This is a genomic window from Chroococcidiopsis cubana SAG 39.79, from assembly GCF_003991895.1.
Lineage (GTDB): Bacteria > Cyanobacteriota > Cyanobacteriia > Cyanobacteriales > Chroococcidiopsidaceae > Chroococcidiopsis > Chroococcidiopsis thermalis.
Window position 1 is genome coordinate 104,392 of the sequence record NZ_RSCK01000001.1, and the last position, 25,900, is coordinate 130,291.

At 46.4% G+C, this 25,900-nt stretch carries 25 protein-coding genes and 1 pseudogene; 13 read left to right on the plus strand and 13 right to left on the minus strand.

Annotated features, from left to right (window positions below; translation table 11 throughout):
- Nucleotides 1-52: 52 nt before the first annotated feature.
- The 5 genes from DSM107010_RS00520 to DSM107010_RS00540 all read right to left on the minus strand — a co-directional run bounded on the left by DSM107010_RS00520 (nucleotide 53) and on the right by DSM107010_RS00540 (nucleotide 2,700).
- Complete coding sequence (locus DSM107010_RS00520; RefSeq protein WP_106165864.1) at nucleotides 53-571, minus strand: DUF1579 domain-containing protein; 519 nt, start codon at nucleotides 569-571, stop codon at nucleotides 53-55.
- A 154-nt stretch (nucleotides 572-725) separates the two neighbouring features.
- Nucleotides 726-1,127: a GFA family protein gene (locus DSM107010_RS00525; protein ID WP_106165863.1), complete on the minus strand. Its 402-nt coding sequence runs from the start codon at nucleotides 1,125-1,127 to the stop codon at nucleotides 726-728.
- A 66-nt stretch (nucleotides 1,128-1,193) separates the two neighbouring features.
- The gene (locus tag DSM107010_RS00530; RefSeq protein ID WP_106165827.1) at nucleotides 1,194-1,604 is read right to left on the minus strand and encodes a VOC family protein; all 411 of its coding nucleotides are present in this window, start codon (nucleotides 1,602-1,604) and stop codon (nucleotides 1,194-1,196) included.
- Nucleotides 1,605-1,645: 41 nt separating this feature from the next.
- Nucleotides 1,646-1,999: a YciI family protein gene (locus tag DSM107010_RS00535; RefSeq protein ID WP_106165826.1), complete on the minus strand. Its 354-nt coding sequence runs from the start codon at nucleotides 1,997-1,999 to the stop codon at nucleotides 1,646-1,648.
- Nucleotides 1,996-2,700, minus strand: coding sequence for a glutathione S-transferase family protein (locus tag DSM107010_RS00540; RefSeq protein WP_106165825.1), 705 nt, complete (start codon nucleotides 2,698-2,700; stop codon nucleotides 1,996-1,998). Before DSM107010_RS00540 ends, DSM107010_RS00535 begins: the two co-directional genes overlap by 4 nt.
- Nucleotides 2,701-2,974: 274 nt before the next feature.
- On the opposite strand from DSM107010_RS00540, the gene DSM107010_RS00545 reads away from it, so the two are divergent.
- Nucleotides 2,975-4,234 (plus strand): RNA polymerase sigma factor, encoded by a 1,260-nt coding sequence (locus tag DSM107010_RS00545; RefSeq protein WP_106165824.1) that lies wholly within the window; start codon nucleotides 2,975-2,977, stop codon nucleotides 4,232-4,234.
- Nucleotides 4,235-4,338: 104 nt separating this feature from the next.
- Here DSM107010_RS00545 and DSM107010_RS41905 read toward each other — a convergent pair whose 3' ends face one another.
- Nucleotides 4,339-4,467: a hypothetical protein gene (locus tag DSM107010_RS41905; RefSeq protein ID WP_258183762.1), complete on the minus strand. Its 129-nt coding sequence runs from the start codon at nucleotides 4,465-4,467 to the stop codon at nucleotides 4,339-4,341.
- 53 nt (nucleotides 4,468-4,520) lie between these two features.
- Between DSM107010_RS41905 and DSM107010_RS00555 the strand changes: the two genes are divergently transcribed.
- Nucleotides 4,521-5,480, plus strand: coding sequence for a hypothetical protein (locus tag DSM107010_RS00555; protein ID WP_106165823.1), 960 nt, complete (start codon nucleotides 4,521-4,523; stop codon nucleotides 5,478-5,480).
- Nucleotides 5,481-5,757: 277 nt separating this feature from the next.
- Here DSM107010_RS00555 and DSM107010_RS00560 read toward each other — a convergent pair whose 3' ends face one another.
- Nucleotides 5,758-6,192 (minus strand): GFA family protein, encoded by a 435-nt coding sequence (locus tag DSM107010_RS00560; protein ID WP_106165822.1) that lies wholly within the window; start codon nucleotides 6,190-6,192, stop codon nucleotides 5,758-5,760.
- Between the two features lie 303 nt (nucleotides 6,193-6,495).
- On the opposite strand from DSM107010_RS00560, the pseudogene DSM107010_RS39255 reads away from it, so the two are divergent.
- The 3 genes and pseudogenes from DSM107010_RS39255 to DSM107010_RS00570 all read left to right on the plus strand — a co-directional run bounded on the left by DSM107010_RS39255 (nucleotide 6,496) and on the right by DSM107010_RS00570 (nucleotide 8,558).
- Nucleotides 6,496-7,105 (plus strand): annotated as a pseudogene (locus DSM107010_RS39255) (RecB family exonuclease).
- Nucleotides 7,102-7,224, plus strand: coding sequence for a hypothetical protein (locus tag DSM107010_RS41910; RefSeq protein ID WP_258183761.1), 123 nt, complete (start codon nucleotides 7,102-7,104; stop codon nucleotides 7,222-7,224). Before DSM107010_RS39255 ends, DSM107010_RS41910 begins: the two are co-directional and overlap by 4 nt.
- Before the next feature lie 653 nt (nucleotides 7,225-7,877).
- Complete coding sequence (locus tag DSM107010_RS00570; protein WP_106165821.1) at nucleotides 7,878-8,558, plus strand: hypothetical protein; 681 nt, start codon at nucleotides 7,878-7,880, stop codon at nucleotides 8,556-8,558.
- 65 nt (nucleotides 8,559-8,623) lie between these two features.
- Here DSM107010_RS00570 and DSM107010_RS00575 read toward each other — a convergent pair whose 3' ends face one another.
- On the minus strand, nucleotides 8,624-9,865 hold the full coding sequence (locus DSM107010_RS00575) for an IS110 family RNA-guided transposase (protein WP_106165820.1): 1,242 nt from the start codon (nucleotides 9,863-9,865) through the stop codon (nucleotides 8,624-8,626).
- 208 nt (nucleotides 9,866-10,073) lie between these two features.
- On the opposite strand from DSM107010_RS00575, the gene DSM107010_RS00580 reads away from it, so the two are divergent.
- Nucleotides 10,074-12,953 carry a hypothetical protein gene (locus DSM107010_RS00580; RefSeq protein WP_199755335.1) on the plus strand — a complete coding sequence of 960 codons (2,880 nt, stop codon included), beginning with the start codon at nucleotides 10,074-10,076 and terminating at the stop codon, nucleotides 12,951-12,953.
- A gap of 16 nt (nucleotides 12,954-12,969) precedes the next feature.
- On the opposite strand, the gene DSM107010_RS00585 is transcribed toward DSM107010_RS00580, so the two are convergent.
- Both DSM107010_RS00585 and DSM107010_RS00590 read right to left on the minus strand, forming a co-directional pair.
- Nucleotides 12,970-13,368 (minus strand): DUF3011 domain-containing protein, encoded by a 399-nt coding sequence (locus DSM107010_RS00585; RefSeq protein WP_106165819.1) that lies wholly within the window; start codon nucleotides 13,366-13,368, stop codon nucleotides 12,970-12,972.
- Between the two features lie 781 nt (nucleotides 13,369-14,149).
- Nucleotides 14,150-14,692 carry a DUF2808 domain-containing protein gene (locus DSM107010_RS00590; protein ID WP_106165818.1) on the minus strand — a complete coding sequence of 181 codons (543 nt, stop codon included), beginning with the start codon at nucleotides 14,690-14,692 and terminating at the stop codon, nucleotides 14,150-14,152.
- Nucleotides 14,693-14,829: 137 nt separating this feature from the next.
- Here DSM107010_RS00590 and DSM107010_RS00595 point away from each other — a divergent pair, with 137 nt between their 5' ends.
- On the plus strand, nucleotides 14,830-16,329 hold the full coding sequence (locus DSM107010_RS00595) for a S10 family peptidase (protein ID WP_241994068.1): 1,500 nt from the start codon (nucleotides 14,830-14,832) through the stop codon (nucleotides 16,327-16,329).
- A 106-nt stretch (nucleotides 16,330-16,435) separates the two neighbouring features.
- Here DSM107010_RS00595 and DSM107010_RS00600 read toward each other — a convergent pair whose 3' ends face one another.
- From DSM107010_RS00600 to DSM107010_RS00610, 3 genes are all read right to left on the minus strand, one after another.
- The gene (locus tag DSM107010_RS00600; protein ID WP_127022081.1) at nucleotides 16,436-17,647 is read right to left on the minus strand and encodes a GIY-YIG nuclease family protein; all 1,212 of its coding nucleotides are present in this window, start codon (nucleotides 17,645-17,647) and stop codon (nucleotides 16,436-16,438) included.
- Between the two features lie 262 nt (nucleotides 17,648-17,909).
- Complete coding sequence (locus DSM107010_RS00605) at nucleotides 17,910-18,341, minus strand: PIN domain-containing protein (protein ID WP_106168022.1); 432 nt, start codon at nucleotides 18,339-18,341, stop codon at nucleotides 17,910-17,912.
- Nucleotide 18,342: 1 nt separating this feature from the next.
- The gene (locus DSM107010_RS00610; RefSeq protein ID WP_106168023.1) at nucleotides 18,343-18,588 is read right to left on the minus strand and encodes a hypothetical protein; all 246 of its coding nucleotides are present in this window, start codon (nucleotides 18,586-18,588) and stop codon (nucleotides 18,343-18,345) included.
- A gap of 170 nt (nucleotides 18,589-18,758) precedes the next feature.
- On the opposite strand from DSM107010_RS00610, the gene DSM107010_RS00615 reads away from it, so the two are divergent.
- The 6 genes from DSM107010_RS00615 to DSM107010_RS00640 all read left to right on the plus strand — a co-directional run bounded on the left by DSM107010_RS00615 (nucleotide 18,759) and on the right by DSM107010_RS00640 (nucleotide 25,863).
- Nucleotides 18,759-19,079, plus strand: coding sequence for a hypothetical protein (locus tag DSM107010_RS00615; protein ID WP_106168024.1), 321 nt, complete (start codon nucleotides 18,759-18,761; stop codon nucleotides 19,077-19,079).
- A gap of 162 nt (nucleotides 19,080-19,241) precedes the next feature.
- On the plus strand, nucleotides 19,242-20,630 hold the full coding sequence (locus tag DSM107010_RS00620) for an alpha-amylase family glycosyl hydrolase (RefSeq protein WP_127022084.1): 1,389 nt from the start codon (nucleotides 19,242-19,244) through the stop codon (nucleotides 20,628-20,630).
- A gap of 297 nt (nucleotides 20,631-20,927) precedes the next feature.
- Nucleotides 20,928-21,554: a hypothetical protein gene (locus DSM107010_RS00625; protein ID WP_106168026.1), complete on the plus strand. Its 627-nt coding sequence runs from the start codon at nucleotides 20,928-20,930 to the stop codon at nucleotides 21,552-21,554.
- Nucleotides 21,555-21,767: 213 nt separating this feature from the next.
- A complete protein-coding gene (locus DSM107010_RS00630) occupies nucleotides 21,768-22,109 on the plus strand; it encodes a hypothetical protein (RefSeq protein ID WP_106167563.1) in 342 nt (113 codons plus the stop codon).
- A 49-nt stretch (nucleotides 22,110-22,158) separates the two neighbouring features.
- Nucleotides 22,159-25,038, plus strand: coding sequence for a hypothetical protein (locus DSM107010_RS00635; protein WP_106167564.1), 2,880 nt, complete (start codon nucleotides 22,159-22,161; stop codon nucleotides 25,036-25,038).
- Between the two features lie 60 nt (nucleotides 25,039-25,098).
- The gene (locus DSM107010_RS00640) at nucleotides 25,099-25,863 is read left to right on the plus strand and encodes a hypothetical protein (protein ID WP_106167565.1); all 765 of its coding nucleotides are present in this window, start codon (nucleotides 25,099-25,101) and stop codon (nucleotides 25,861-25,863) included.
- Nucleotides 25,864-25,900: the final 37 nt, after the last annotated feature.

Genomic DNA, 25,900 nt, shown 5'->3' on the forward strand with positions numbered 1-25,900 from the left:
ACAATGCTTCCGATCGTCCCGTCGCTAGTCTCGGTTCAACCTTGGCTTTCTGTTATTGTTTCCGCCAATAATTTACGGTCATGAAGTGATGCCATTGCCCGTCATCACCCAACACATGCGAGGTCATGACTCGGCGATCGTCGCTCTTGAACTCGATCGCGTCTCTGTACTTTGCCATCTTCCCCTCGCCAGTCATTGCCGGTCCCTCAGAATTGAGCGTTAGCGCCGTTTCAGCCTCGTCCAGTTCGCCACCGTCGTACACCCAGAGATGTGTCATCATCGACCCAATCCAGGTGCCCACATATCGTTGTTTGTGCGAGTCATAGCCGAGAGTCATCAGAGTGGTAGCGCAACCGCAGCCAGGCATCTCGCCCTGTCCTTCAGCTAAAATCCAGAGTCCGCCGAGCGATCGCACGCTCTCAGTTCCCGTCGATTTTTCGGCAGGTCGATCCGCTCCCATCTTGACTTCAATCTCATACGTCCACTCACCAATGAGTTTTTGCAGCCACTGATGTTCCTGTTGTGGTGCGGTATTCATGGTTGAGTCCTGTTGTGTTTTTGTTGTCTCCATTGTTTTAGCTCCTTGTGATGAATTCTTAGAGAATGCGATCGCGCCAAATGATAGAAATTCAAAACTTTGGTAGTACATAAATACTATTATCTTCGCTCTGCTGCTCGACAAGCTCTTTGCTTAAGAAAGAGATACGAAGCAGGTTGAAACTGGCTTAAAGGTGTCGCGTCTCGACTGGCGGGGACTGAAAGTTATCATTACGCCCATCGATATAAGTAATCGGCGCGCCCACGAGTTCGTCAATCTCTACGTCATCGAGGCAGGCGACATGGATGGCATAGAACTTGCCGCCTTCTGGCGTATCCCCCCAGCCAAACGATCGTACTCCGCAGTGTTTGCAGAATAAATGATGAATTGTCTGCGTGTTGAACTGATATTCAGTTAATTCAGCTTTGCCTGCAAGTAGCCGAAAAGCATCTGGGTTGACTGTGGCGAGCCAGGTTCTCGTCTTAATGCAGATCGAGCAATTGCATTTGAAGGTACCTTGGCTCAGATCGATGTCTGCTTCATAGCGGACTGCACCGCAGTGACAGCTGCCGATGTATGTCTTCTTCATTTGTGAGTCTCCGTCGATGTAGCGTTTGAGTTTAGCCACTGTCAGCTGAAGGGAGATGGCGAAGGTTTATGTCGTCTGCTCGCAGTTAACCATCCACGGCGTGCCGAACCGATCGACCAACATACCAAAGCGGACAGACCAAAAGGTCTGTTCCAGCGGCATCTTCACCTTGCCATTTTCTGCCAGAGCGGAAAAAATACGTTCTGCCTCGGCTGGTTCGGCAACGCTAATTTGCACGTAGAAGCCTTGGGGTGTTTCAAAATACCCAGACGGACTATCAGACCCCATCAAAAAGCGATCGCCGACTTCGAGGCAAGCGTGCATGATTTTGTCATGCCATTCAGGGGAGACATGCTCTGCCGAGGGTGCCTCCCCGTGAGTCATCATCATGGTAATCTTGCCGCCGAAACATTGCTGATAGAATTTGAACGCTGCCTCACAGTTGCTATTGAACATGAGGTAAGGATTAAATTTCATACTGTGCTCCTTTGGTTTTTACTTAGGTAACGTTTAGGACATCACTCTGGCAAGTTAGCAACTTCGATTACTGGGCGGATTTCGACAGTGCCGACTTTGGCGGCTGGAATTTGGGTAGCGATCGCGATCGCTTCATCCAGATCCGAAGCATCGATCAAGAAAAATCCGCCCAATTGCTCACGGGTTTCCGCAAACGGTCCATCGGTCACGAATGACTTGCCCTCACGCATTCGGACGCTCGTTGCTGTGGCGACAGGGTGCAACGGAGCGGTTGCAAGATACTGTCCCTTGGAATGCAATTGCTGGGCGAGTTGAGCGGAGTCTGCATAGCATTGCTCTCGCTCAGCCTCACTGAGAGCATTTTCTTCCAGGTAAATCAGCAGCATATATTTCATAGACTAAACTCCTTGGTTGACCTTGGTGAATCAGTTAAACCGGACTGATTCAACTGCTCTTGCTCAGCTGCTGCAAAATGCGCCATCTGGTCTGCGTATGCCTTCACAAACGACGGGCGTGCCGTGGCGCGCGCAACATAGTCACGACAGGTGGGATATGCCGCCAGCCCGTCGAACCGATCGACAAGGCGCAGCACATCTGCCATGAGAATGTCGGCGACGGAAAAGGTTCCAGCCAACCATTCGCGTCCTGCCAACACCGTCTCCATATGCGGCAACCGCGACTTCATCAGGAAGTCGTCAAAAAACTTCCGCATCGGCGTTTCGTCGGCGTCACCGGAAAACTTGAAGAAAGACCAAGGCTGGCTGGCCGCCTCGACCGAAGCAAGCGCCGCAAACAGCCATTGTATAACTTCGCTGCGACCACTCGGATCGGCGGGCATCAGGACTTCACTACGATTACCAAGATGAAGCAGGATTGCACCACTCTCGAAGATAGAGATGTCTCCATCAGTCAACCACGGCACTTGGCCGAAGGGTTGGTGCGAAAAATGCTCGGTCCCGCGATCGCGGAATGGCACGCTATTGACGCGATAGGGTAACCCAGCCTCTTCCAGTGCCCAACGCACACGGATGTCACGCACATAGCCTCGTGGCGTTTCGGGAACCCAATCGAACGTGGTGAGAATCAGATCGGTCATTCAGCAGCTCCTTTCGTTTGCTCCATTGTGTGCTGTGCTGTCCAACTAGGATTTAGGGCTTCTTTTTCGCAATTCACCCTGTACGGAATGTTGAACTCAACGAATTGTTCTTCTATTAATTCAGTCGAACGGTACTAGCTCAAATCGACACCTAGCGCAAAAATTTTTTATCATCAGATCCGAATCGCGATCTGCCTGCGTTTTTCCCTTGATCGGTTAGTCGAACGGCGATCGCTCAAATCGACACCTAGCGCAAAAATTTTTTGGATCGGATATGACTCCAAACGCAAAGTCAGCAGATGTAACTCAAGCGATCGCCTCCGTTTATCGGGCGGAGTGGGGGCGAATCGTCGCTACGTTGATCCGGCTGGTTGGTGATTTCGACATAGCTGAAGAAGCAGCGCAAGAGGCTTTTGCGGCTGCCGTGAATCAGTGGCACTCCAGCGGCGTTCCCGATCTCCCTCGTGCCTGGATTATCCGAACCGCTCGATATAAAGCGATCGATCGCCTCCGCCGCCGGACGCGGCTGACGGAAAAACTGGAATGGTACGCCGCCTCTGGGTTAATTCCCACCAGTGAGGAACCGACCTACGACAGTGAAGAAATTCCAGACGATCGACTAAGACTGATCTTCACCTGCTGCCACCCAGCACTGGCGATCGAAGCTCAAGTGGCTCTGACGCTGCGAATGTTGGGTGGACTGGAAACAGACGAAATTGCCCGCGCGTTTCTCGTACCCACAGCAACGATGGCACAACGGCTCGTGCGTGCCAAGCGCAAGATTCGAGATGCAGGGATTCCCTACAAAGTGCCAGACATCGGCGATCTATCCCCAAGGGTAGATGCGGTGCTGACGACGATTTATCTGATTTTTAATGAAGGCTATGCGGCAACCAAAGGCGAGGTAATGGTAAGGGCTGACCTGTGCGCGGAAGCAATTCGGTTAGGGCAACTGGTGCGGAAGTTAATGTCACCGCAACCACCCTCAGAAGTCACGGCACTGGTGGCGCTGATGTTGCTGCACGACTCGCGGCGCGATGCTCGGTTGGACGAGGCAGGCGATCTGGTGCTGCTCGAAGATCAGAACCGTCAACGCTGGAACCAGCAACAGATTGCCCAGGCGTTGCCACTGGTGGAAGAGGCATTGCGCGGCGGCACGGGTGTTTTTGCGTTGCAAGCGGCGATCGCGGCACTCCACTGTCAAGCGGCACGAGCCGAAGAAACAGACTGGGCGCAGATCGTGCGACTCTACGACCTACTCCAACGATTGCAGCCTTCACCAATCGTGTCGCTGAATCGGGCAGTGGCAATCGCAATGGTAGATGGAGCTTCAGCGGCGCTCGGACTGGTCGATGCGCTTGCCACCCAACTCGACGACTATCACCTGTTCCACGCCACCCGTGCCGATCTGCTGCGACGTGTGGGAGCCTTAGAGTCAGCTGCCCACAGCTACACGCGGGCGCTAACACTGGTCACCAATGACAGCGAACGCCGATTTTTAGAGTATCGGCTGCGCGAAGTGCAGCCCTCATAGTCAGCAATGCTCGCCGCGCATACGTAAACGATATCCCGAATATCACCCCCAGTACTACGCCATATTCTTTGAAGACCCAGACGGAATTAGATTGGAAATCGTCGCTAAAACATCTGCCCGCCAAGCACTGGAGTCGCAATGGGATGAACTGAGGGAATTTCTGAATCCTCTGCAAGCATCGATCGAGAACGAGCGTCATAACGCTTAACAAACCCAATGCCAATTTGCGTCACACAAATCTAGAATGGACGAATCTACTCAAGAGTAAACAGCGCGGTAGATAGAGATGATGAATGAGAAACTCATCAAACGCATCCTAAGCCAGGCGCAAGTCCCCGACTTGTTAGAAGTCCTCACCCAACGCTTAAGTCAGTCAGATTTACAATCTCTATTGCTGGGAGTCTACCGAGTGCGATCGCAATGCTTAATGCCTCAACATTTACTACAGCAATACGAACGAAATCGCTTGGTGCAGCCAGCTGCCACTAGCCCCAAACAACTGCTAGAATTCGACCGCATAGCTTACTCAGTGTTGCCACCCTCGTTTGAGGTGCTGGAACTGTCTCCCGTATGTCCGCTTGGTACAAACTCGATCGTCGCTCCCCTCGATCAAAACCAAACCGTCACCACGATTCGTAATAGTGAGGTCTGCTCGGATTCCACGAACGTGCTGGCGTTAGAGTGTGCGCGACGGCGACGAGCCAGAGAACACCGAAAAGAAGCAGACACAAAGCTTTGTGCCAGTCATCGATTGTTGCGTCCCCAAGCACCGAATCGACCAGGCACATTTCCACATTTTCGGATCTTTAGTTTGGTTACAGCAGGAAGAGATCGCGGCTCTTACCGTTTTGAAATCGCAGCACTGACCGAACATCTAGAATTCTACCTGCGCCTGTTGCAATTTGTTCGACAATCGGGCTTTGGGTTGAAAGCAATCCGAATTCAACTAACAGTTTTTGATGACATCCGGCATGAAGTCTTGAAAGCTGAAGTATTGGATAAACTTGCTCAAAAATATGCCGCAGTTGAGTGGAGTTACACGCCAGTGCAACAGCAAGAACGTGGGTATTACACTGGCGTGAGATTTGGGATTTATGCTCGAGATGGCGCTGGGACTGAGTATTTTCTGGTAGATGGTGGCTTCACAGATTGGACGCAGCAATTGTTGAGCGATCGCAAAGAACGCCTACTGATTAGTGGACTTGGCAGCGAACGATTTGTTTCTTGTTTTGGAAGAGCGCCATGAGGCTTTGTGACATTGAGCCTACAGCCGTATTTTTTTCGGCAAGATGGTTTGTCAAGCCTTACCGTCCATAGATTTAATAATTTGCTGTACTGGTGGTAGAAAAGATCCAGTGGCAATGAAACATCAGCCTTTCCAAGTCATCTTGCAGGTTTTTACAGCCATATCGGTGCAATACCGACCCAGTTAAATAACTGACACTTCAAAACAACGATCGAAAACTTGTAATTAACTACTCACGAGAGATAGCGTAGATTCATTGCAGCTTTTTGAACCAAAGTTATGACTGGGACGATGGAGGTGCAAACTGTGCAAATAACTCTGCCCCTGTCATGTTCTTAGTTTCATTGGCAAAGGAGTAATAAGCTGGTTTTTCGTCGATAAAAACCTGATGCTCGAACATAAGTCCTTCATCATTATCAAAAATTCCAGCTGGTAGATAGTATTGGTTATTCTGTTTCAATCTGTAAAATAAATGGCTACCGCACTGTTTACAAAACCCACGTTCCGCCCATTCTGAAGATTGATAAATTCCGATATTTTCTTCACCCTTAAAGCTGACATCGCTGCCACACTCAACTGCTAACAAAGCTCCTCCACCCCATTTACGACACATACTACAATGACACGCTGCTATATGACGATCGATGCTGGTTGTAGAAAGGCTTACCGCTCCGCATAAACAGCTACCTTTTGCAATACTTGAATTAGACATCTTCTGCTCTCCTGCAATTACGTGTTAACCCAACATAACTATTTATTCTGCTGCGTTCTTTATACCGCGCCTTAAGTCAGATGACTGACACTAAACATTAATTAATCAAACCTGGTAATCGATCGCCGCTCGACCTTCATCTGCTGATGATGGCGATCGCTCACCACGATCGCTACTGCTAAAATATCTCCAAAACTCGGCACTGCTTAACCCTTTAGCCTTGGGTTTTGCTGTCTGATAATTTCAATGGCAGCAGAAAACAATGTAAGATGACCCAAAAGCTGCTTTTCATACCTCCAGCTTATGGCTTACCAAATTTCAGCCACCAAGTTGCAAACCTACCATCGCTGTCCGCAGGCATATCAGTTCAGGTACGAGTTAGGACTGAAAAACAATGCGTTCTTTGGCTCGGCAGCATTGGGAGCAGCATTGCAACAATCTCAGTCCTACCCAAGTGGAGGAAGGCAAGCAGATGCTCCACACCTACTACCAAAATTTCATTGCCTCTGAAGTTGCAATTCATCAACCTCTAGCGGTAGAGGGGAAAATTCAGGCAAGCTTACAGGTGGCGAATCTTGAGTTTGCAATCGCGGGACGTTACGACCGCCTCGACTACCTGGGCGACGGATTAGAGCTGATTGACTACAAATCCACCAAGGAAGTCAAGCCACCCTCAGAAGATGAAATCGACTTGCAAATCGGTCTTTATTACTTGGCTCTAGAGCAGAGGTATCGTCAAAGCTTGCGGAAGTTGAGTTTGATTTATCTACGAACGGGGGAGAAAATCAGTTTCGATGCTAGCTCCAACCATAAGCAACGGCTGGAGGATGTCATCGGAGAGTTAGCTTGGCAATTGCGGACGGATTGTGAGTGGAAACCGCAGCCAGGGGAGCAGTGCGTTAGCGAAGCGTGAGCGTAGTTAATGCTGCACCTATTCGCGCTATTGCGAGAGCCGTGCAGGATTGTCCCGCTCCACTGCCAGATGATGTTAAGAATCATCCGCCTCAGCTACAACTGGTGTTGGCTCTTTAGAATCGCGATCGTTTAAGCATCAGATGTGAATTATACTTTAGAGCCAGTCTGCCCTCAATCTCTCTTCCTAGCAAAATTAATCTGGCAAACCATTACCATCAAGCACATACTTCTTGAGGCTCTCATTTTTCCTCCGTATGGAGGAGCAAAATAAATGTTTTAATTAATACAATATACTATTAATAAAATTTATAAAAACAGTTAGAGCGATGAATATTGTTGCTAGATCGATTTTGAGTTTAGCTGCTAGTGCAATTACTAGAGCTTTACATCATATTTACTAGGAAGTAATCTTCGCAAAACAACGTTAGTAAGCATCCTCGGAGCTTTCCTTGAAGCAATCTGGGAACTCTTGTCAAACGCATAGACTTGACAATTTACGGATACAACTCCAGACGCGCTTGGAATTAATTTACCTGTTTTGGGTACGCTCGTTGCCATTTTTATTTGAAAACTGTTAACGTTTATACCTTGGGATCGAGCATCGTTAAGCGCGATCGCTTCATTTTGGCAACAGTGGCAGCAAGGGGTAGCGTTATTTCAGTTGCTTCTATTACATGCCTGATTTATAGGCAATATTATCAATTGTGCATTTAAAAAAGAATTTGTTTTCCTAAGTATATAACTGCGTCAAATTATCAACTTGAGTCAACATGGCTGAAACGGCATTCGAGCGATTTTGGGAGCTGATATTAGGGACAATTACCTTCAATCCTGGGGCATTTGAACTGATTCAAACGCTTCCTTGGGGTACGAGAACAGCTCTATACATCGTCATACTGGCTGGCTTTTCCCAAGCGATCGGTCAGGCTATTGTCTTATTCATCAACCGAGTTAAGCCATTTCGCTTCGTTCTCAGCTTGCTAATTGCATCAATTTTATTTGCGTTTAGCTTCATCTTCTGGACGCTTAGCACCTGGATAGCAAGTCATCTTTTGTTTTGGGAGAATGCTTCTTATTTAGCAGTAGCGCGAACTCTAGGACTAGCCTATGCACCTCTGATGCTGAGCTTTTTTGTTGCCTTGCCCTATTTAGGCGTACCAATCTCCGTCTTGCTCTCAGTCTGGAGCTTCAGCGCGTTTCTGACTGGTTTGCCAGTAGCGTTAGGAATCGGCTTTTGGCAAGCATTTTGGTGTAGTGCATTAGGCTGGGTCGTGTTTCAGGTGTTACAGCGTACTATCGGTCGTCCAGTGGCAGCTGTCGGTCGTTGGCTAGCAAATATAGGGGCAGGAGTCAAGTTAGTCACCGATCTCAAAAAGTTAGAGCAAATTGTGGAAACTCGGTGGCAGCAAGTCTGTGAGAACAATTCCACCAATCGGCAGTCGCGGCGCTAAAGGAGAATGAGCATGAGTAAACGAAGGCAGAAGATCGTTATCTGACTCGAAAATACACCCCACAGTTAACCTGCTGTTACAGTTGCTTGGGGTTGAAGTGAGACTTGGTAGCCCAGTCTTTCCAATCGCTTCACCAAAGATTTGGTTGCTGCCTCTGGACGCTGCTGGTCAAAGTAATTCGCTCCCAAATCTCGATAAGGCTCATTGCGTTCGATCAAATGGTAGGCAATCACCAGAATGGAATGAGCAACTGCCACTGCTGCTCGTTTCCTGCCACGTCGTGGGGTTAAACGTCGAAACTGGGCTGCAAGGTAGGTTTTGGTCTGGGTCAAAGCATGAGCTGCTTGTACCAATGCTGCGCGCAGCACTCGGTTGCCGCGCCGCGTTTTACTAGAAAGCCGCTTTCCCGCACTCTCATAATTCCCTGGAGCAAGTCCTGCCCAAGCAGCTAGATGATTGGCAGTGGGGAAGCGATTCATGTCAATGCCGATTTCTGAGACAATGATTTCAGCAGTCTGCCTTGCCACTCCAGGAATGGTATCTAGTAGTTGTACCGCCGCCTCAAACGGGCGACAGAATGCTTCAATCTCTTGATTAAAGCGCTCAATCGTCTCATCAATACCATCAATGTGACATAGCAGTTCTGCCAGAATGAAGCGATGATGCGAGCGCACTCGTCCTTCTAGAGCTTGCTTTAACTGTTCTTGCTTATTTCGTAGCCGCCCAATAGCAAGCTCTGCCATCACCTCTGGGTTCGCTTCTCCGCCCACGATTGCCTTGAGCATTGCACGTCCTGATGTACCCATGACATCGGAAGCCACACAACCAAGCTTGATGTTGGCTGCCTCCAATACCTTCTGCAATCGGTTTCCCAAATTGACTCGCTCACGAATAAAGTTGGCACGATGACGCACTAAATCTCGCAAGTCTCGCTGCTCTACTGAGGGAATAAAACTGGCACGCACAAGTCCATGCTGTAGCAGCTCAGCAATCCACTGTGCATCCTTGATATCTGTTTTGCGCCCTGGTACATTCTTGATGTGAGCAGCATTGACCAGTATCACCTCGAAGTTTGCTTCCAAAATGTTAAACACAGGTCGCCAATACTCACCTGTGCTCTCCATTGCTACATGACTACAACTACGCTGCGTTAACCAGTCCGATAACCGCAGTAAGTCACAAGTCATGGTACTAAAGGTTTCAACTTCTTTGTGCCAGCCTCCTTTGTGATTAGGTGTAATCGCACAAGCTACCACTGTTTTCTTATGCACATCTAATCCGGCACAATGGGGGTGAACGACTTGCATTGTTTGTGTTCTCCCTACTACTAACCGTCAAGGCTGATAGGGATACCTCGTGTGTCAGAGTCTGACTCGCGTGCTTCCTTAATCGGAGCGACAGTTGGCGGTGCCTGTAGGTATCCGGGTTAGACTTAGTGGCAGGCTCTTGGCACCAGATAAGCGCAACCTCTCAGTCAGCCTTACGAGGCAATGTACCACATTTTCATTCTTGGTGGTGAACGCAGTTCATGAAGACTTAGTGGGAATTGGGTTAATTGTCCTACTGGGTGTTGCCTTTTTCTCCTCTGCTTCAAGCACGTTGTTGTTGAGGGCATATAAAGCTTTAGGTACGATGTGGCAATTGGCGATCGATCTAGTAGGGATTGGGTTCGTCGCTTTTATCTTTGCAGGCTTGCTGTCTCCTTTGGAAGCACTAGGCTGGTGGGCTGGTTGGTACGGCGATCGCCTGGATACCACTGTTGCGCCAGGGACATTAGTAGAACCGATTCCGACTAAAACAAAGATCGTCCGCTATGCAGTCTACCTGGATGGCATTGCTCAGACAAATTTTCAGTACCTCCCAGAGGTAGATGTATTTCTCAATGAATTGGCGGCTGTCTTACCAGACGACATCTTAATTATCAAAGGCTTGATGCCGTATTCTGTTATCAACCGCCCCTTGACGCAAGGGCGGATGCTTTCATTTCTTTGGCGCTTAGCCGATCGCCTGCAAGCATCTAAATCTGGGGGCATCATTGGTGCTTTGCTGCTAGTGGCGATTTTACTTCGCAACCTCACCGTTGTTGCTGTTTCTGCCGACGGGCGCTACGGTCCGATCTACAACCAAGGGACAGCCCAAGTCATCTATAATAGTCTGCTCGGTCACGGTTACGAGCCTGGTAGCAAGATACCAATTACGCTGATCGGTTATAGCGGTGGTGGACAAATAGCAATGGGAGCGGTAACCTATCTCAAACAGGCGTTGGCTGCACCGATTGATGTCATTTCCATCGCAGGGGTCATCAGCGGTAATAACAATGTTTTGAAACTGGAACACCTGCACCATTTAGTTGGTGACCAAGATCTGGTCGAACGCGCAGGTCCGATCTTCTTTCCCAAGCGTTGGCAACTGTTCTTTTTATCCTATTGGAATCGGGCGAAGCGGCGGGGAAAAATCAGTATGACTTCTCTCGGTCCAGTTGGTCATAACGGTGCTGGGGGACCGCTCGACCCAAATAAATTTCTGCCAGACGATCGCAGCTATTTACAGCAAACAGTGGATCTAGTGGCGGGAATTCTTCAAGGAAAGTCACCGCTAGCTCAGACAACCAGCCGCAATAAAACCAGCAACTACGAGCTTTATCAGCAAGCAGCGTTTAATCAACCCAGTTACTACCCCTTAGATCGCTCGGTCGATCCTCAACTGTATCGCCCAGTTGCCTGCTGGATGGGACGTTTAATTCTGCCTGCTTTCGAGCAGCGTCGCTTTGTTAAAGGAGTTTTGTTTGAAGTTCATCATACCGATCCCGCTCATCAACATTTGGTAGGTCAGATCGTAAATCTGCGCTGGAGTGACGATCCAAAAGTACAAGCGTATGTCCGAACCGTTACCAAAGACCTTCACTTCAGCGATGAGGCTCGCTACAGTCTTCGTCAGGGAATTATTCATCCGAATCGTCTCGATCGCTGGCAACAAGTCGATCCGTTAGAGTCATTAGCTGGAGCGCGACCGCATGACGATGTTATCGTGATGCTGCGCGATCGCGTGGAGGTACGTACAAATGCAGGAGACGATCGCCCAACTATAATTATCTGGCGCGAACCAGTGCAAATTACCGGACGCTTTTATGGATTGGTGAAATTTTTGTCGCCTCTAGAGAATAGCGATCGCTTTCGCGTAGTTCACTTTAATCGTACTTCTGGCTGCTTTGATGGAGTTGAGGAGATCGTTTGTCTGCCCCAGGTAATGGCAGATCGAGAAGGTATTTTTCCTTCTACCAGTCGAGACATCGAAAAATCTCCACTTAATTCAAGCGGCTGGTACATCTATGGAGCAAAAGATAGCGCTGGAATGTTTGTGGTGCAGTCTCTAGCCCCCCGCGCCCTCTTGCGCCTACAGCCCGATCGGGTAGTTTTTGGTAAAAACGCAGCACTGAACTATATCCAGAAAGAAACATGGCGAAATGCGGTGGCACAAAAAAGTAAAACTAGCTCGGTGCTGTTGTTTCCTCAAGAGGGAAAAAATGAGCAGGCGATCGCCCAATGGCAAGAAGGCGATCGCGCCTTACTCGTGCATGTCTACGGTGGGATTGGCGGTTCCCAGCGAGAAAAAGCTGCCCAAACGCCGATATTCTTCGGTCATTTTGCTTATGGGGTAGCGCAAGTGGTGCGGGAACCACTGGCTGACGAGTTACAGTTTGACATCAAATACTGCCAGGTTTACACCCACAACACTGATGGGCTGATTGCAGGGACGTTGGCTTGGAATCGTTACATGGGCGATCGCTCTTTTGGTTGGCTGGGTACTCGTCCGGTTGCAGACATCCTCATTAAATTAGATGCCTTTACCAAAGAGTATGAATTTCAGGAGATGAAGCGGTCTGCTTTAGATATCTCGATCGAGCAGTTAGAGGTGATGATGGCACGTTACCGAATTGGGGACGGTACTGGAGGAACTTATGTTGGACCTGCTCATAGCTGCTCCCAAGATTCTAACCAAGCACTCTATGCCGCACTCAAAAAGATCTCGATCGCCGTTACCTTTGATTCTGAGATGCAAGACTGGCTGGCGCAGAATCCAGAGCAAGCGCAACGTTTCGATCGATTGATGAAGTTAGGGAAATACATTAGGCGTAAACTACTGCCATTTGGAACTGCCCGTGCCGATTGGCACAACAACGAGAATACTCTAGGTATTAGTCCAGAAGAGGATGCTTTGAGCGGGCTTCTAATCGGGCTAGGTAGTTGGCGCACGATGCTACCTCGTCTTGCTAGTGAAACTGTTACCAAGCTGTTTATCGAGCAAGGAGCATCAGTATGGGTGCTGCGTACCAATCAGGTAGGCGGTTACGATTCTAATATCGCACCGATTGCTCCCACTCCTATTGGTTGGTAAAGCAATAGCTAAGGAACTAGCGGTATCTACCATCCCTGTTACGTCTGTCGTATCTGTCATCCCTGTTACGTCTGTCATATCTACCGTCCCAGTCATATCTGTCATTGCGATCGCGTCTGTTGTATCTTCGATCTCTACGATTATCTACTAAGAACCTAGCTCGGCAACCATTCCTCACCCAAATCCGATTCCTGTTGTAGCCCCAATTTCCGTCACAACTAGCATTAGATAATCGCCTGATGAGTCTCACATCTCCTCTGGTATTGATTCGGCAAGTATTGCGCTCGCGATTGTTACTTTCACAAGTTACAACCTGCTGTGCTGAGGCTTGAGTAGGGACAACGAGAACCGTACCCACCATAGTAAAGCTGGTCATAACAAAAGCGATCGCGATTCCTGAAAAGCGGCTAACCATATGAAATTTTTCCCCTGCTAAATGACAACAGCTTAAGTATTAAGAGCTAGGGGCTACATCTTTTGTTCCTAGTTCTTAGTAAGAACGTAACAAAAAGAGTTCTATCGTCATCTTTGTTTGCCAGCAGTTGCTATGGCAAATATTGCTAGCTAAAGATGTTTTCGGTTAATAAATTGTTTGGTGTCTTACAAATTAATGCCGCCCTATTCCAATCCAGTTCAGTTAGTATTCAAGGGCAAATTTAAGACAATTCGCTCCCTCATAGTATCTGACTCTGCTAGTAAAAATATAGATGAATTCTCAACTTGACATGGCGATCGCTTAATTGGCAAGGAAACTAGTATTTTTTAAAAAATATAGGTTAAAAACTTGATAAATAGATCCTTTGCTGGCAGCTAATGCAGCGCATCAACACAATTGACGCTGATGAAACTCTAATCGTGCTAGCTGCTCTTTACTCTTGCATTCAACAGTTACAGGGCTGGGGTTTTCCCTTGTCACTTGATGGTTAATACAGGCGTAATTTCCCTTTACCTAGAGCTACTTTGAGGTATAGGGATTAGTACAATTCCCAATTTCCCGTTCCTCGTTGAGATTCATACTCGTGTCTGTGCGCCAGTTATGTTTGAGCGTTACGGTCGTGCTGCCATTCGCGATCGCAACTACGTAGATGCTTGCTACAAAAGGGTTTGTACCTAGATGCAGCTTGAGCTAGATAATTTGGTTATGATGGTAAGTCAACAACTAAAGCCAGTTTGAGAATAAATTACGCGGCGATCGCTCAAAATGCTCCGCCAGGACTAGTAAACTGAAACCGACCAAAGCCAAGAAATTGACTGCGCACCTTCTCTCCATCTGGATATGCGGTAACTCTAAATAGGTAGACACCACCAAAGGAGGGATTTTTTACAGAACGCAACCTTATATTGACTGTTTGCCCTGGAGGGATGGGAGGATTGAAGGCAATTGAGACAGTTTTTTGTTCGCGATTGCTCGTCACATCTGCTAAAGTTAACTCTTGTTCGACTTCTGTTTCTGCACGAATACGTTTTAAGTTAAATGCTAAATTTTCTTTCCCTTGCTGTTGAGTCAATATCACTCGCTGCAATGGCTCTCCAGCCGAGGAAGGCAAGTTAATCGTGAAGTAGTAGCTGGCTGGTACTCCAGGGCTGATATCTGTGACTCTTGCTTTAACTAGTTGGGGCGGTTGTACAAATTGAACAGTACCGTCTCTGAGCTTAACTGCTTGGGCGCAAGGCAACCCAAATATTCCCCAACTAGCAAGTAGAATAACCCCTAAATCTAATCTTCTGACAGCTCTCATAGCTAGATACAAGCGAGCGGTATCTCCTCAACTGTACAACTGTTCATGCCAGCGAGTTCTGGCTTCTTCAATAAATCTTTCACTCGCGATCGCTCAATCGCCTACCATGTGATGTGTGCAGTCCGATCGCCCCTCCTATGTCCGATACATCTAACCTATCAGTGAATCGTCAATCCAGTCAGACCGAGCAGACACTATCGTTGCCATCGCAACAGATTAGCTACACTGCCTTGGCTCAATGGCAAACATTATTCGAGCGAGAAAAGCCGATTGCCGAAATGTTTCATGTGGCGTATCTCGTCAAGACCAATGCCGCCTCGCCACGACCGCTGACTTTTGTTTTTAACGGTGGACCTGGAGCTGCTTCTGCTTATTTGCACATGGGGGCGCTAGGTCCCAAACGACTTGACTTTGGCGATCGCGGCGATCTGCCAAAGCCACCCGTGCGAGTAGTAGAAAATACCGAAAGTTGGTTAAGCTTTACAGATTTAGTCTTTATCGATCCCATTGGTACGGGCTTCAGCCGCGCTTTGCCACCAGAAAAAGAAACTTCAGAGAACAAGAGCGAGAAATCCAATTCCAACGAGCAAAACTCATCTAAGGAAACTCAATTTTGGGGAGTCGAGCGAGACTTGAAGGCAATTGGCGAGTTTATCGTGCGGTTTCTGTCGCACCACCACCGCTGGCTGTCTCCTATCTTCATCGCGGGTGAGAGTTATGGCGGTTTTCGCGTCGCTAAGTTAGCTCGCCAGCTGCAACAAGAATTTGGCGTTGGTCTTTCTGGTGCGATTTTAATCTCTCCAGCTTTAGAGTTTAGCTTATTAGAAGCAAACGATTACAACCTCACGACTTGGGCTACTGTATTACCTTCACTAGCAGCCGCAGCCGCGCATCACGATCGCGCTCAATGGGTAGGGCAAAGAGGAGATTTACCAGCTCATATGGCTGCTGCCGAACAATTTGCTCGTCAAAGCTTAATCCCAATGCTAGCAATGGGAGAGGCATTTCCTGAAGATGAACGTCAGGCGATTTATCAGCAGTTGGCTGGATTAATTGGACTACCGCTATCGGTTGTCGAACGACTTGGGGGACGAATGAGAATCGAAGTCTTTGCCAGGGAGCTGCTGCGCGATCGCACTCGGATCGTCGGGTTGTACGATGCTTCAATTACGGCGATCGATCCGTTTCCCGATCGCATGACCTACGAAGGCACTGACCCAACACTAGATGGCTTAGATCGACTGTTTACCGGAGCAATTAACAGTCATTTGCGACAGACTTTAGGCGTTGAAACTGATTTAACCTACCGTCTGCTGAATTTAGAAACGCTCAAAGCTTGGCAATTTGATTTTAAAGGTGATTGGAAACAAGGGTTTCAAGGATCGGTGGATGACCTACGGGTGGGAATGACGCTCAACCCATACATGCAGGTGTCGATCTCGCATGGAATATTTGACTTGGTTACGCCTTATTTTGCCTCCAACCATCTAGTCAGTCAGATGAAACTCAATTCTGAAATTCGTAGCAATCTGACGTTGAAACATTATCCAGGGGGACATATGTTTTATACCTGGGCTGAATCACGCCAGCAATGGTTTGCCCAAATGCAAGCGTTCTATCAAAATGCCATAGCATGAGTAATTGCTAACCAAAAGTAGAACTAACGTAGCAACAAAGTTGATAACTCAGATGACATATTCCCTTACTAAAAAGTACTCGATCGTTGTAAGATTTCAGGGATGTTTATATTTCTAGTTTTGCTTTTTGATGCAAGGAGCTAAGTTGTTTTATCTTCTCAAAACGCTGGAGCAACTCTTCTTTAGTAGAAGCACTTATTGGCGCAGATATGGATCTATAAGTTGTAGTGCCATCATTAACTTCTGGTATCCTGACAGTGACTCTGGGCGCTCTCCAGCCTTTAATTGAAAATGAATAGCTGTAAGCCTGTCGCAATCCTAAAGCTTCATAGCCTCCAAACCAATCAATTGCTTCCTGATATGCTTGTATGACACACTCAACATTCCAACCTATAGCATTGCAGACAACTTTAACCCTTCTACCCCTTGGTCTATATTCTCTACTTGCTGTTCTTCGCTGATTTAGCTCCTTCAACGCTTCTACATCTGGTTGATTAATCTCTAAATCTTTTGACCACAATAAAGGTATGGGGTCTTTGGTGTACCTTTGTATAGTAGGATGATATGACTGCGACCAGTCTGTTTCAGTTATATATTTTTGAAAGTCATTAGCTGATATATTTATTAACTTCACTCCAACTAAAGTTGCTTCTTCTCCTTGTTGAATGAACTGGTTTGTACCCATATCAGAACAAACTACTATAGCTACTCCATTACACTTAGTTTTCCATATTGGTGTGGTTTTTACTCTTCGATAATAACTCCATCGAAGATTCCCCCTTTTATTAACAGCATCAAATATACTCCTCAAGGTTCTAGCTGGATTTCTATAAGTCCAGTCATATTTTAGAAATACAGTAGGTAGTTCAAATTCTCGACTGTATTCTTCGTAACCAATTAAAATTACGTACCGACTAATTTTAGCTAAAACATTTCTTAATTCGATTTCAGCTGGAGTAATTCTTTTTATCTCTACCTTAGTTTGATTTAGAACAGGGTAATATTTTTCAATACAGAATGTTTCTAGCTGGGAAAGAATAGTTTCATCACGCTCGCAGCTATGCCAGAAGATTTTAAGAGGATTTTTCTTGTGGATTTTTTGAAGTTGGTCGGCTCTATGATGTCCTTTCCACCTTGCTTTCAAGTTCTGTGCTTTACCAACGTACCAGATTTTCCTATCTCCATCCATGACAAAATAGATACCTGCTGATTCTGGCAGCCATTCTTTCTTTAGAAACCCGACATAGGGTAATCGATCTATGTGTAAGTTGATTGAGTGTTCTATTAATCTCAATTGATTTGTTTCTCTATTCTGCACCAATGTTCTTCCTTTCCCTAACAATGTATTTAATTATACATTTACATAGCAGAACTACGGCTATGGGTGGATGAGCAATAAGACTTGGGTGTGTGGGTGTTCTATCTTTACCTCATCACACCTTTGATTGTTGCATCCAGCTAGATCTAAAGCACGATCTAGCATGGCGATCGCTTTGTGTCACTGGCTCAAGCCAACTAACCGCTGTGCCAGAAATAGTGTAACGCTGTCGATCTTTCACGTACAACTACCAACCGCTCTCCTACAAGGAAGATAAGTGTGAAATTAGCGTTTCTGTAGTCCAGGTAGGTAGACCGCACCCTAAAAAGTCTCCGTCGTTCGTCCAAATTCCTGCTGACAAAACCAAAGCCAGAGCTACGGTAAACCAATCGTTGGGATCGCGAGGAATACGAAGTCTTGCTACGGTTTCGTATGAGGCGTAGACTTCATGAGGCACTACGGCTACTTTGATTTCAGCTAAAGCGATCGCCTCAGTTAATAGATTTTGCCCGATCTCCTGGGAAAACACTCCCTTTTGTACCATCCTCTCCACCCGCTTATCCAACTCGTGACAAGTCTCTTCCCAAACCATCTGTGCCATGTATAGTTCTAGCTCTGGATGAACGATTAATTCTCGTCCTCGTTTGCGGATTAGCTCAGCCACTAGAATATTCGCATCAACAACTAAGCGCATACTATTCTGGTTGAGACAAATCTAAAGCCTGACTGAGTTTTTCTTCATCCCAGCCACTTTGGGCTAATGCCGTTTCCACCGTTCGAGAAAGTCGCATCAATGCTGCTTGAACTTCCCCTTCTTCTGATTCCCTAACTGGAAGATAAAACCCGACGATCTTGCCGTGACGTTTCACCGCGATCGCTTCATCACTTGCTAGATAGTGAGAAGCTTTGTCCCTAAACTCGCGTATGCCTACGCTTTTCATTTTGACTCCTCAGAAGTGGTCACTATGTGGTCACATTGTAGCAAGCTATCGAGAGCGATCGCGCAAGTTGACGATCTTTTCTTCACCAAGTTTGTTAATGAAGAATACGATCGCTCACTAATTTTGCATCGTATACTTCTGGGTAAATTACTATCTTTTAGAGCGAAAGAGTGAATGAAAAGGCTCTAGTCAAAACTGTTACTCAAGGTATTAGACCGATGTTGCAATCTATCAGCCGTTGTTCGGGATCGATCGCAGGAGCAATAATTGTATTTCTTGGCATTGCCAGCTTAGCGCCCGCGATCGCCACTGCACCTGCCCCGCCACAACTCGTCCCAGCTAAGTTAAACGGTCAAGCCGTTTACGTTTTGTACTTGACCCGTAGTAGTGATAAAGTGTTAGTCCGCTGCTACCCAGGACAGCAACCCAAGGTGGAGGTGCAAGCGAAAGCCGACGGCACTAAGTCAGGGATTTTGACCTGTGGAAATTAAAATTTGCCTCAACTATGCTGCCTGCAAGTTGGCACATTAGTTTTTTCTACAACAGGATTTTCTTAAAAAGAATAGTAAATATCTAAAAACTAACTGAAAATCTCGACTATCCCAGTAAATAAATTGCTTTTAATCCATCTGCATTCAGCTTTCGAGAAATCTATGCATTTCAGGAAGTTTGCCTTTGTCTTGGCGATTTCTCTGGTCATAGCTTTTAACTTGCCTGGTTCAGCGCAAGTAGCAGAACAGCCAGTTGCGATTTTTCATGCTTTTCATCAAAACTATAATGATGTCAAAAAATTTGTCTGCCAACTCGCTGATCGAGGATACTCTCACATCCAAATTGCTCCAGCACAAAAATCTAATTCTAGCCAAGAATGGTGGGCGCGATATCAACCCGTAGATTACGGTGTTATTGAAGGCAAAGGTTCCCAAGCAGATTTACGACAGCTAATCGCTCAAGCTCATAAATGTCAAATTAAAGTCATTGCTGACGTTGTGTTCAACCACATGGCTAACTTAAGTGGTGGCGATGATTTTGAAAACTTGTCTAAATTTCCAGGTTTAACTAAAGATGATTTTCATTCCGCTCCAGGCAATCCTGGCAAGAAACCCTGTGACATCAACTATAACGATGGCAACAGAAATTCAGAACTACATTGTTGGCTGGGGGGACTTCCAGATCTAAAATATACTGCCACTGTTAAAAAGATTCAAAAAGCGCATTTAAAGAAACTACTCAACCTGGGAATTGATGGATTTCGGTTTGATGCTGCCAAGCACATGCCAGCAAATGTTGTCAAAGAGTATGTCGATTATATTAATCGCGAAAGTAAAGGCAAGATCTGGAATTATCTGGAGGTAATTACAGATAGCGATACCCGTGCAGACAATTACAAGTGGATTGCTGCCGTAACAGATTTTGTTCTCTACAATTCCATGAAAGCAGCATTTACCTTTGGTGGAGATTTGCGATCGCTACGAATTCCTATCGCCGTAGATGATTCGCGTAGCGTCACTTTTGGCAGAAACCACGATACAATTCGAGAAATTAATTCTAGTGCGATTAACCCCTACGACGATCCTTCTGACTCCTACCTGGCGACAGCTTACGTACTAGCTAGAGAAAGCGGTACTCCTTTAATACTCAACTGGGATAATGCTGATGCGCCATACATCAAAACTGGTGTCAAGTTCCGTCAAATTATGCGCCAGCGCCTTAAAGCAGGTGGCAACGTCAAAGAAAATGTTTTGGCTGCCGTTGACAGCTCGACTGTCTTGTTGATGGAACGAGGCAATGAAGGATTTTTTGTGGTGAATAAAGCAGCAGGTAAATTCGATATTCCAGCGTTGGATTTAACCCTGACAGATATAGAAGGATGTTATCGAGAACTGCGAAATAACTTTACGGTTGCCGTTCAACGTCGTCAAAATGGCAAGAAATTTGTCACTCGCTGGGGAACGCAGAATCGAGGTGGTATGGAAGTTCGGGGGCGCGATGCCCTTTACTTCATCCGAGAGCCTTGGCAGCAGTGTCAGATAGACAGTTAGCTTTTGCTTCTTCGCTCTTGCAAATGCAGCCGTAGAACCGATCGGGGCGCGAGCGCGAGCGCGATCTCGATCGCTCTTGTTTGGGCATTTATGCGTATTGAAGATCTACAACAGTATCAACTGGATTCGTAGTTTTTCTCAACGCAGAACTCTGAAGGAAAATCAGAAGTTTATTAGCTGTTGTTGACGGTGGGAAAAGCCAAAATGATTGTGATCGAAACCCTCTAAACAGAAAGCTCGATAAGTCTGGCTCTTCTAATTCACTTCACCACAACTAGTTATCTGACAATTTCCAGCATGAAAAACCATTACGAGTTTGATTACACAAGAAACGAATCTAGCTATACACAAGCTAGTAATTATTTATTCAAACCACAGCGCAGTAGAAGAACATGGCGAGAAAAGGGTTCAATTGCATTACTAATGGCTGTAGCTAGTGGATTGATGATTGTAGATATCTCCATTCACAATCTGGTGCTGTCCAGTTTAATGTTTCTCACTTCAATTGTATTGATGCTACCTAAAGAAGCCAATGTACTACTACTCAACTTTGAAAAATTACAGCGAAAATACGGCATCAACATTTATACGATTATATTTTTAGTTGTCTCTACGATCTTTATCATAGATTTTGCTTCGGCACCCGCCAGCGCCCAGTTCATGAACAACGCCGAGACGTTTTTCAGAAATACCGCTTACTTTCCTGGGATTAACGCACAAGTCGTGGGATTCATTTTTGCGATTCTGCGCGGGTTATTTTTAATTTACTTGGGTATTGCTTTAGTACGTATCGTTCAAGCTGCTAGAAATGACGAGGACTGGCAGATCCTTGCCAGAACGCCAATCATTGTTGCCGTTACTGTTGTGATTGGAGATATTCTCGCTGGACTCATAGTAGGTGGTGCTGGCGGTGGTGCTGCTTAAGATCGGACAACCCAAGCACAAGCCTGATGGGATTGACAAGGAGCAGTGAAAATCTGCTCCCAGTTCTCAACCACACCGTCGCCGCAACCGATCCCGCAACGGTAAGTTTCTCTCAAATTTTGACATTCCTGGTTCCACTTCTCCTCATTCGAGTCAATAGCAGCATTCCTAAAAAGAGTTTCCCTCCCAAGATTAAAACAAATCAAGTCATAGATGAGCAAGCAAGAACGCGAATTTCGCAGCGTCAACCGCGTTTTGGGACAGCAACCCCGCCTCGGTCCGTTTCCCGCCGACCAAATTCTTCCCTGGAGCGCGATCGCCTTAATTATGTACATAGCAGTCAAGGGATTTTTGCAACTATCATGGCTGGCAACTGGAATCGCGATCGCTTGGGGTTGGGCAACATGGTGGACGGTCAGCGCCAATCAAGATTTTTTCGGTAAATTTATCGGCACGCCACGAGTCACAAAAGGTTATAAACCGTTCGCTTCGCTAACTGGCAAGCCAACTAATAGAAAAACAAAGAAAAAACGGCATCTACGTCGCCGTCGCTAATCTCTCGATCGATCCAAGTTAGAGCATTTTAAACAACAATATTTCCGCCATGACTGCAACGAAGACAGCAAAATCAAAAAACAAAGTTGGCAGACAAGCATTAGATCCCGAACAAATAGGAGTTGTCAAAAATCTCACTCCTTTTGAAGATATCGTTCATTTAGCAGGGATTGTGAATATCTCCCTAGCCGAGCGCCAAAACATAGGCGCTCTCGTCCTCAAGAAAAATGAAGACATTCAGATCAAATTTTGTTTTGAAGCTAAAGGAATTCATTCATCTTTACCCGAAGAACAAATTCTGCCGATTTTTGAAAGAATCGAAGGCGGACTCAAAGAATTACCTGAAGGTGAAACGCTGACAATTCATGTCGGTTCGTTCGCTGACGACGATCGCCGCCAGCAGGAATTACTGAAAATCGAGCAAGACTGCGATTTAGAACAGTTGCAACTATTGATGCGTTCCGAGCGTCTGCGGACGCGCGAACTAACTAAACAAGGTATTCGGAAAAATAAGTTTTTGCGTCTCTGGTGTACTTATACTGTGACTGCATCAGAAGAAAGCCGCAACTACGACGCGATCGAAAGAGCGATCGAGCGGTTGCAAATTAGCTGGAAGCAATTTACCGGACAAATCCACGGTTTTCGTGCCGGACGAGTTGAAAATATTCTCCGCAACAGCTTCGCCAACGGTTTTCAACTGTGGGAACAAATCCTCAGCAATACGATGGGATTGAATCTCCGCGCCTTCACGGGCGAAAATATTTGGGAAGTATTATGGCAGCAATTCAATCGCACTCAAATACCACCGATTCCCAACTCGCTCTACCTGGATGAAGATAAACTGAGCGAAATTCAGACGAGCGACTTTCACATTCGCCATCATCTACTCGAAAACGAAAACTCCATACCTTATCTAGACCGCGCTTGGGTTAAGCTTCAAGACGAATACATCGGCGTTCTCAACTTCAGTGAAAAACCAGGTGGATGGGTTGATGAATACTCGCAACTGCGTTATTTATGGTCAGTTTTGGCTAAAGATAGAGTCATTGACACCGAAGTTATCTGTCAACTGACCAAAGCCAATCAAAGTTTAGCCAAAGTTGCCTTACAACGCATTACCAAACAGTCACTCACAGCTTCGGCAATGTCTGCCGATAGCAACTCGGTTGACGTTAAATCTAACATGAATATCGAGGAAGGGATTAAAGCACAAGAAACCATATACAAGGGCAACGTTCCCATCCACACCGCAGTAGTTTTTCTAGTACATAGAAAGACTAGAAAACAACTTGACAATGCCTGCCGCTACTTATCAACTTGTTTTCTACGTCCGGCAGTCGTGAATAGAGAAGTTGAATACGCTTGGAAGACGTGGTTGCAATGCACTCCGCTCGTCTGGGAGAAATTGCTGACAAGACCTTTCAACCGTCGCTTGCCATACTTCTCCTGCGAAGCACCAGGTTTGATGCCTTTGATGCAAACTGCAACTGGCGATAAAGAAGGTTTTGAATTGATTGCTGAGGAAGGCGGTACGCCAGTCCACATCGATCTATACAAACAACACAAAAATCTTGCCGTATTCGGTACGACTCGCTCCGGTAAATCTGTAGCTGTTTCGGGAATTCTCACTCCAGCTTTAGCACGGGGAACTCCCGTCGTCGCCCTCGACTATCCCAAACCTGACGGCACTTCCACCCTCACCGATTACACTAACTTTTTGGGCGACGATGGTGCGTATTTCGATATTACTAAAGAATCGAATAATTTATTTGAGTTACCGGATTTAAGAGGATACGACTGGGAAACAATTAAAGAAAGAATGACAGATTTCAAGGAATTTTTGAAATCCGTACTCATGACAATGGTACTTGGGACTAAACCAACTGGCACTAATTCAACTCGAATTTCTAATATTGAAAGCATATTAACTTTAGCGTTGGAGACATTTTTCAACGATGACGATCTCAAATTACGCTATAAGTCAGCAATAGAAAAGGGAGTCGGGACTGCCGAATGGCAAGACACGCCAACGCTGGAAGATTTTTATCACTATTGCTCCCCTGGCTATCTCAAGCTGGATACGATCGCTACTCATAGTCAAGAAGTATTAGAGGCTTTAGACCAAATCAGATTGCGGTTAAAATTCTGGCTCAATTCGCGTGTCGGTCAGTCAGTCGCTCGCCCCTCCAGCTTCAGAACGGATGCTAGGTTGCTCGTATTTGCCTTGCGATCGCTTTCTAGCGAAGAGGATGCGGCAATCCTCGCCCTCAGTGCCTACGCTGCTGCTCTACGCCGCGCTCTCTCGTCCAAGGTTTCCATTTTCTTTCTAGATGAAGCACCAATTCTATTTGAGTTTGAAGCCATTGCCGAACTGATCGGTCGCTTATGCGCCAACGGAGCCAAAGCAGGAATTCGCGTCATCCTATCGGCACAAGAGCCAGAAAGTATCTACAAGAGCAAGTCCGCAGCTAAAATCTTTGCTAACTTGACGACGCGCTTGATCGGTCGGATTCAACCGAGTGCTGTAGATCCGTTTGTCGAGCGTTTCAAGTATCCTTACGAAATTATTTCTCGTAACTGTACGGAAGCATTCTTTCCGAAAAAAGAAAGCATTTATTCGCAATGGTTGCTCGACGACAATGGCAAACTCACATTCTGTCGTTACTATCCACCACACTGCTTGCTTGCTACTGTTGCTAACAATCCAGACGAACAAGAGTTGCGCGGTCTGTACCTTAATAAATATCGTCACGACCCCATGCTCGGTATCGTGCGCTTTTCGGAAACTTATGTCAAGATGATTCGCGGCGAACAACTAACAGATGAAGCAATAGAGCTATTAGCAATTGCTAATAGTATAGTCTCTTTTAGAAAAGTAAAAATACCGGAAGAATCTCCAGATTTTGAACCTCAAAAAATGAGGGTTTAGCAAATATTTATAACCAAGCGGTAAATAAAAACCGCGTTTGTAACTACATATTCAAGCTACATGAAATCTAAACTTAAGCCAAGAAAAATACAGTTAATCGGAGCCATGCTGGTATTTGGCATCCTGCTACAGTCAACGCCAAGTTACGCTCTGTCGCTGAATATTAGTGATTTCTTCAACGACATATTGGATGAATTCAAAGGTTACTTTGACGAGTTGAAGAACGAACTGATCCAACAAATTGAAGCAGACTGGGGTGGATTGAAACAAGATGCTAAAGAAGCAATTAACGAATCAATTGGCGAGATGAATGTTCCCGACCCAGTAAGCGGTGCTGAAAAACTGCGTGAAAAGCTGAAAACCAAAGGAACGCCAATGGAGAGTAACACGGTTGTCGGCGCGATTGAAGCTGGTCGTCAACTCGAACGCCAAACTGTCCGTGCATCTGTTGCCAGCGTTTTGGGCGAAGAAGGTCAAGCTCGTACCAGTAAAGAAATTGAATCTACCCAAAAAACTGTGGATGAAGCTAAAAGTCTCGGCGATAATGCCCAAGAAATGGATGCTTCGCAAAACATCCTCAAAGCGATCGCCGCCCAAAACGCTCAAGTTGTATCGATGCTCGGACAATCTCGTACCGACGAGTTGCAAGCCCGCCAAGATGCAGCTAATACCAACTTAATGCTGGAACAAATTGCCGAAAATGGTGCTAGCGATCGCCGCCGTCAAAGTCTGGCGATGGATGGCGAACTGGCAACCCAAATATCAATCGGAGGCTGGACTCGCCTCCGCGCTACGACTCCTGACTCTGCATCACAAAGCAACTAGCAGACGCGATGCCATGCTTGCAGCTATCTCTGCGTGC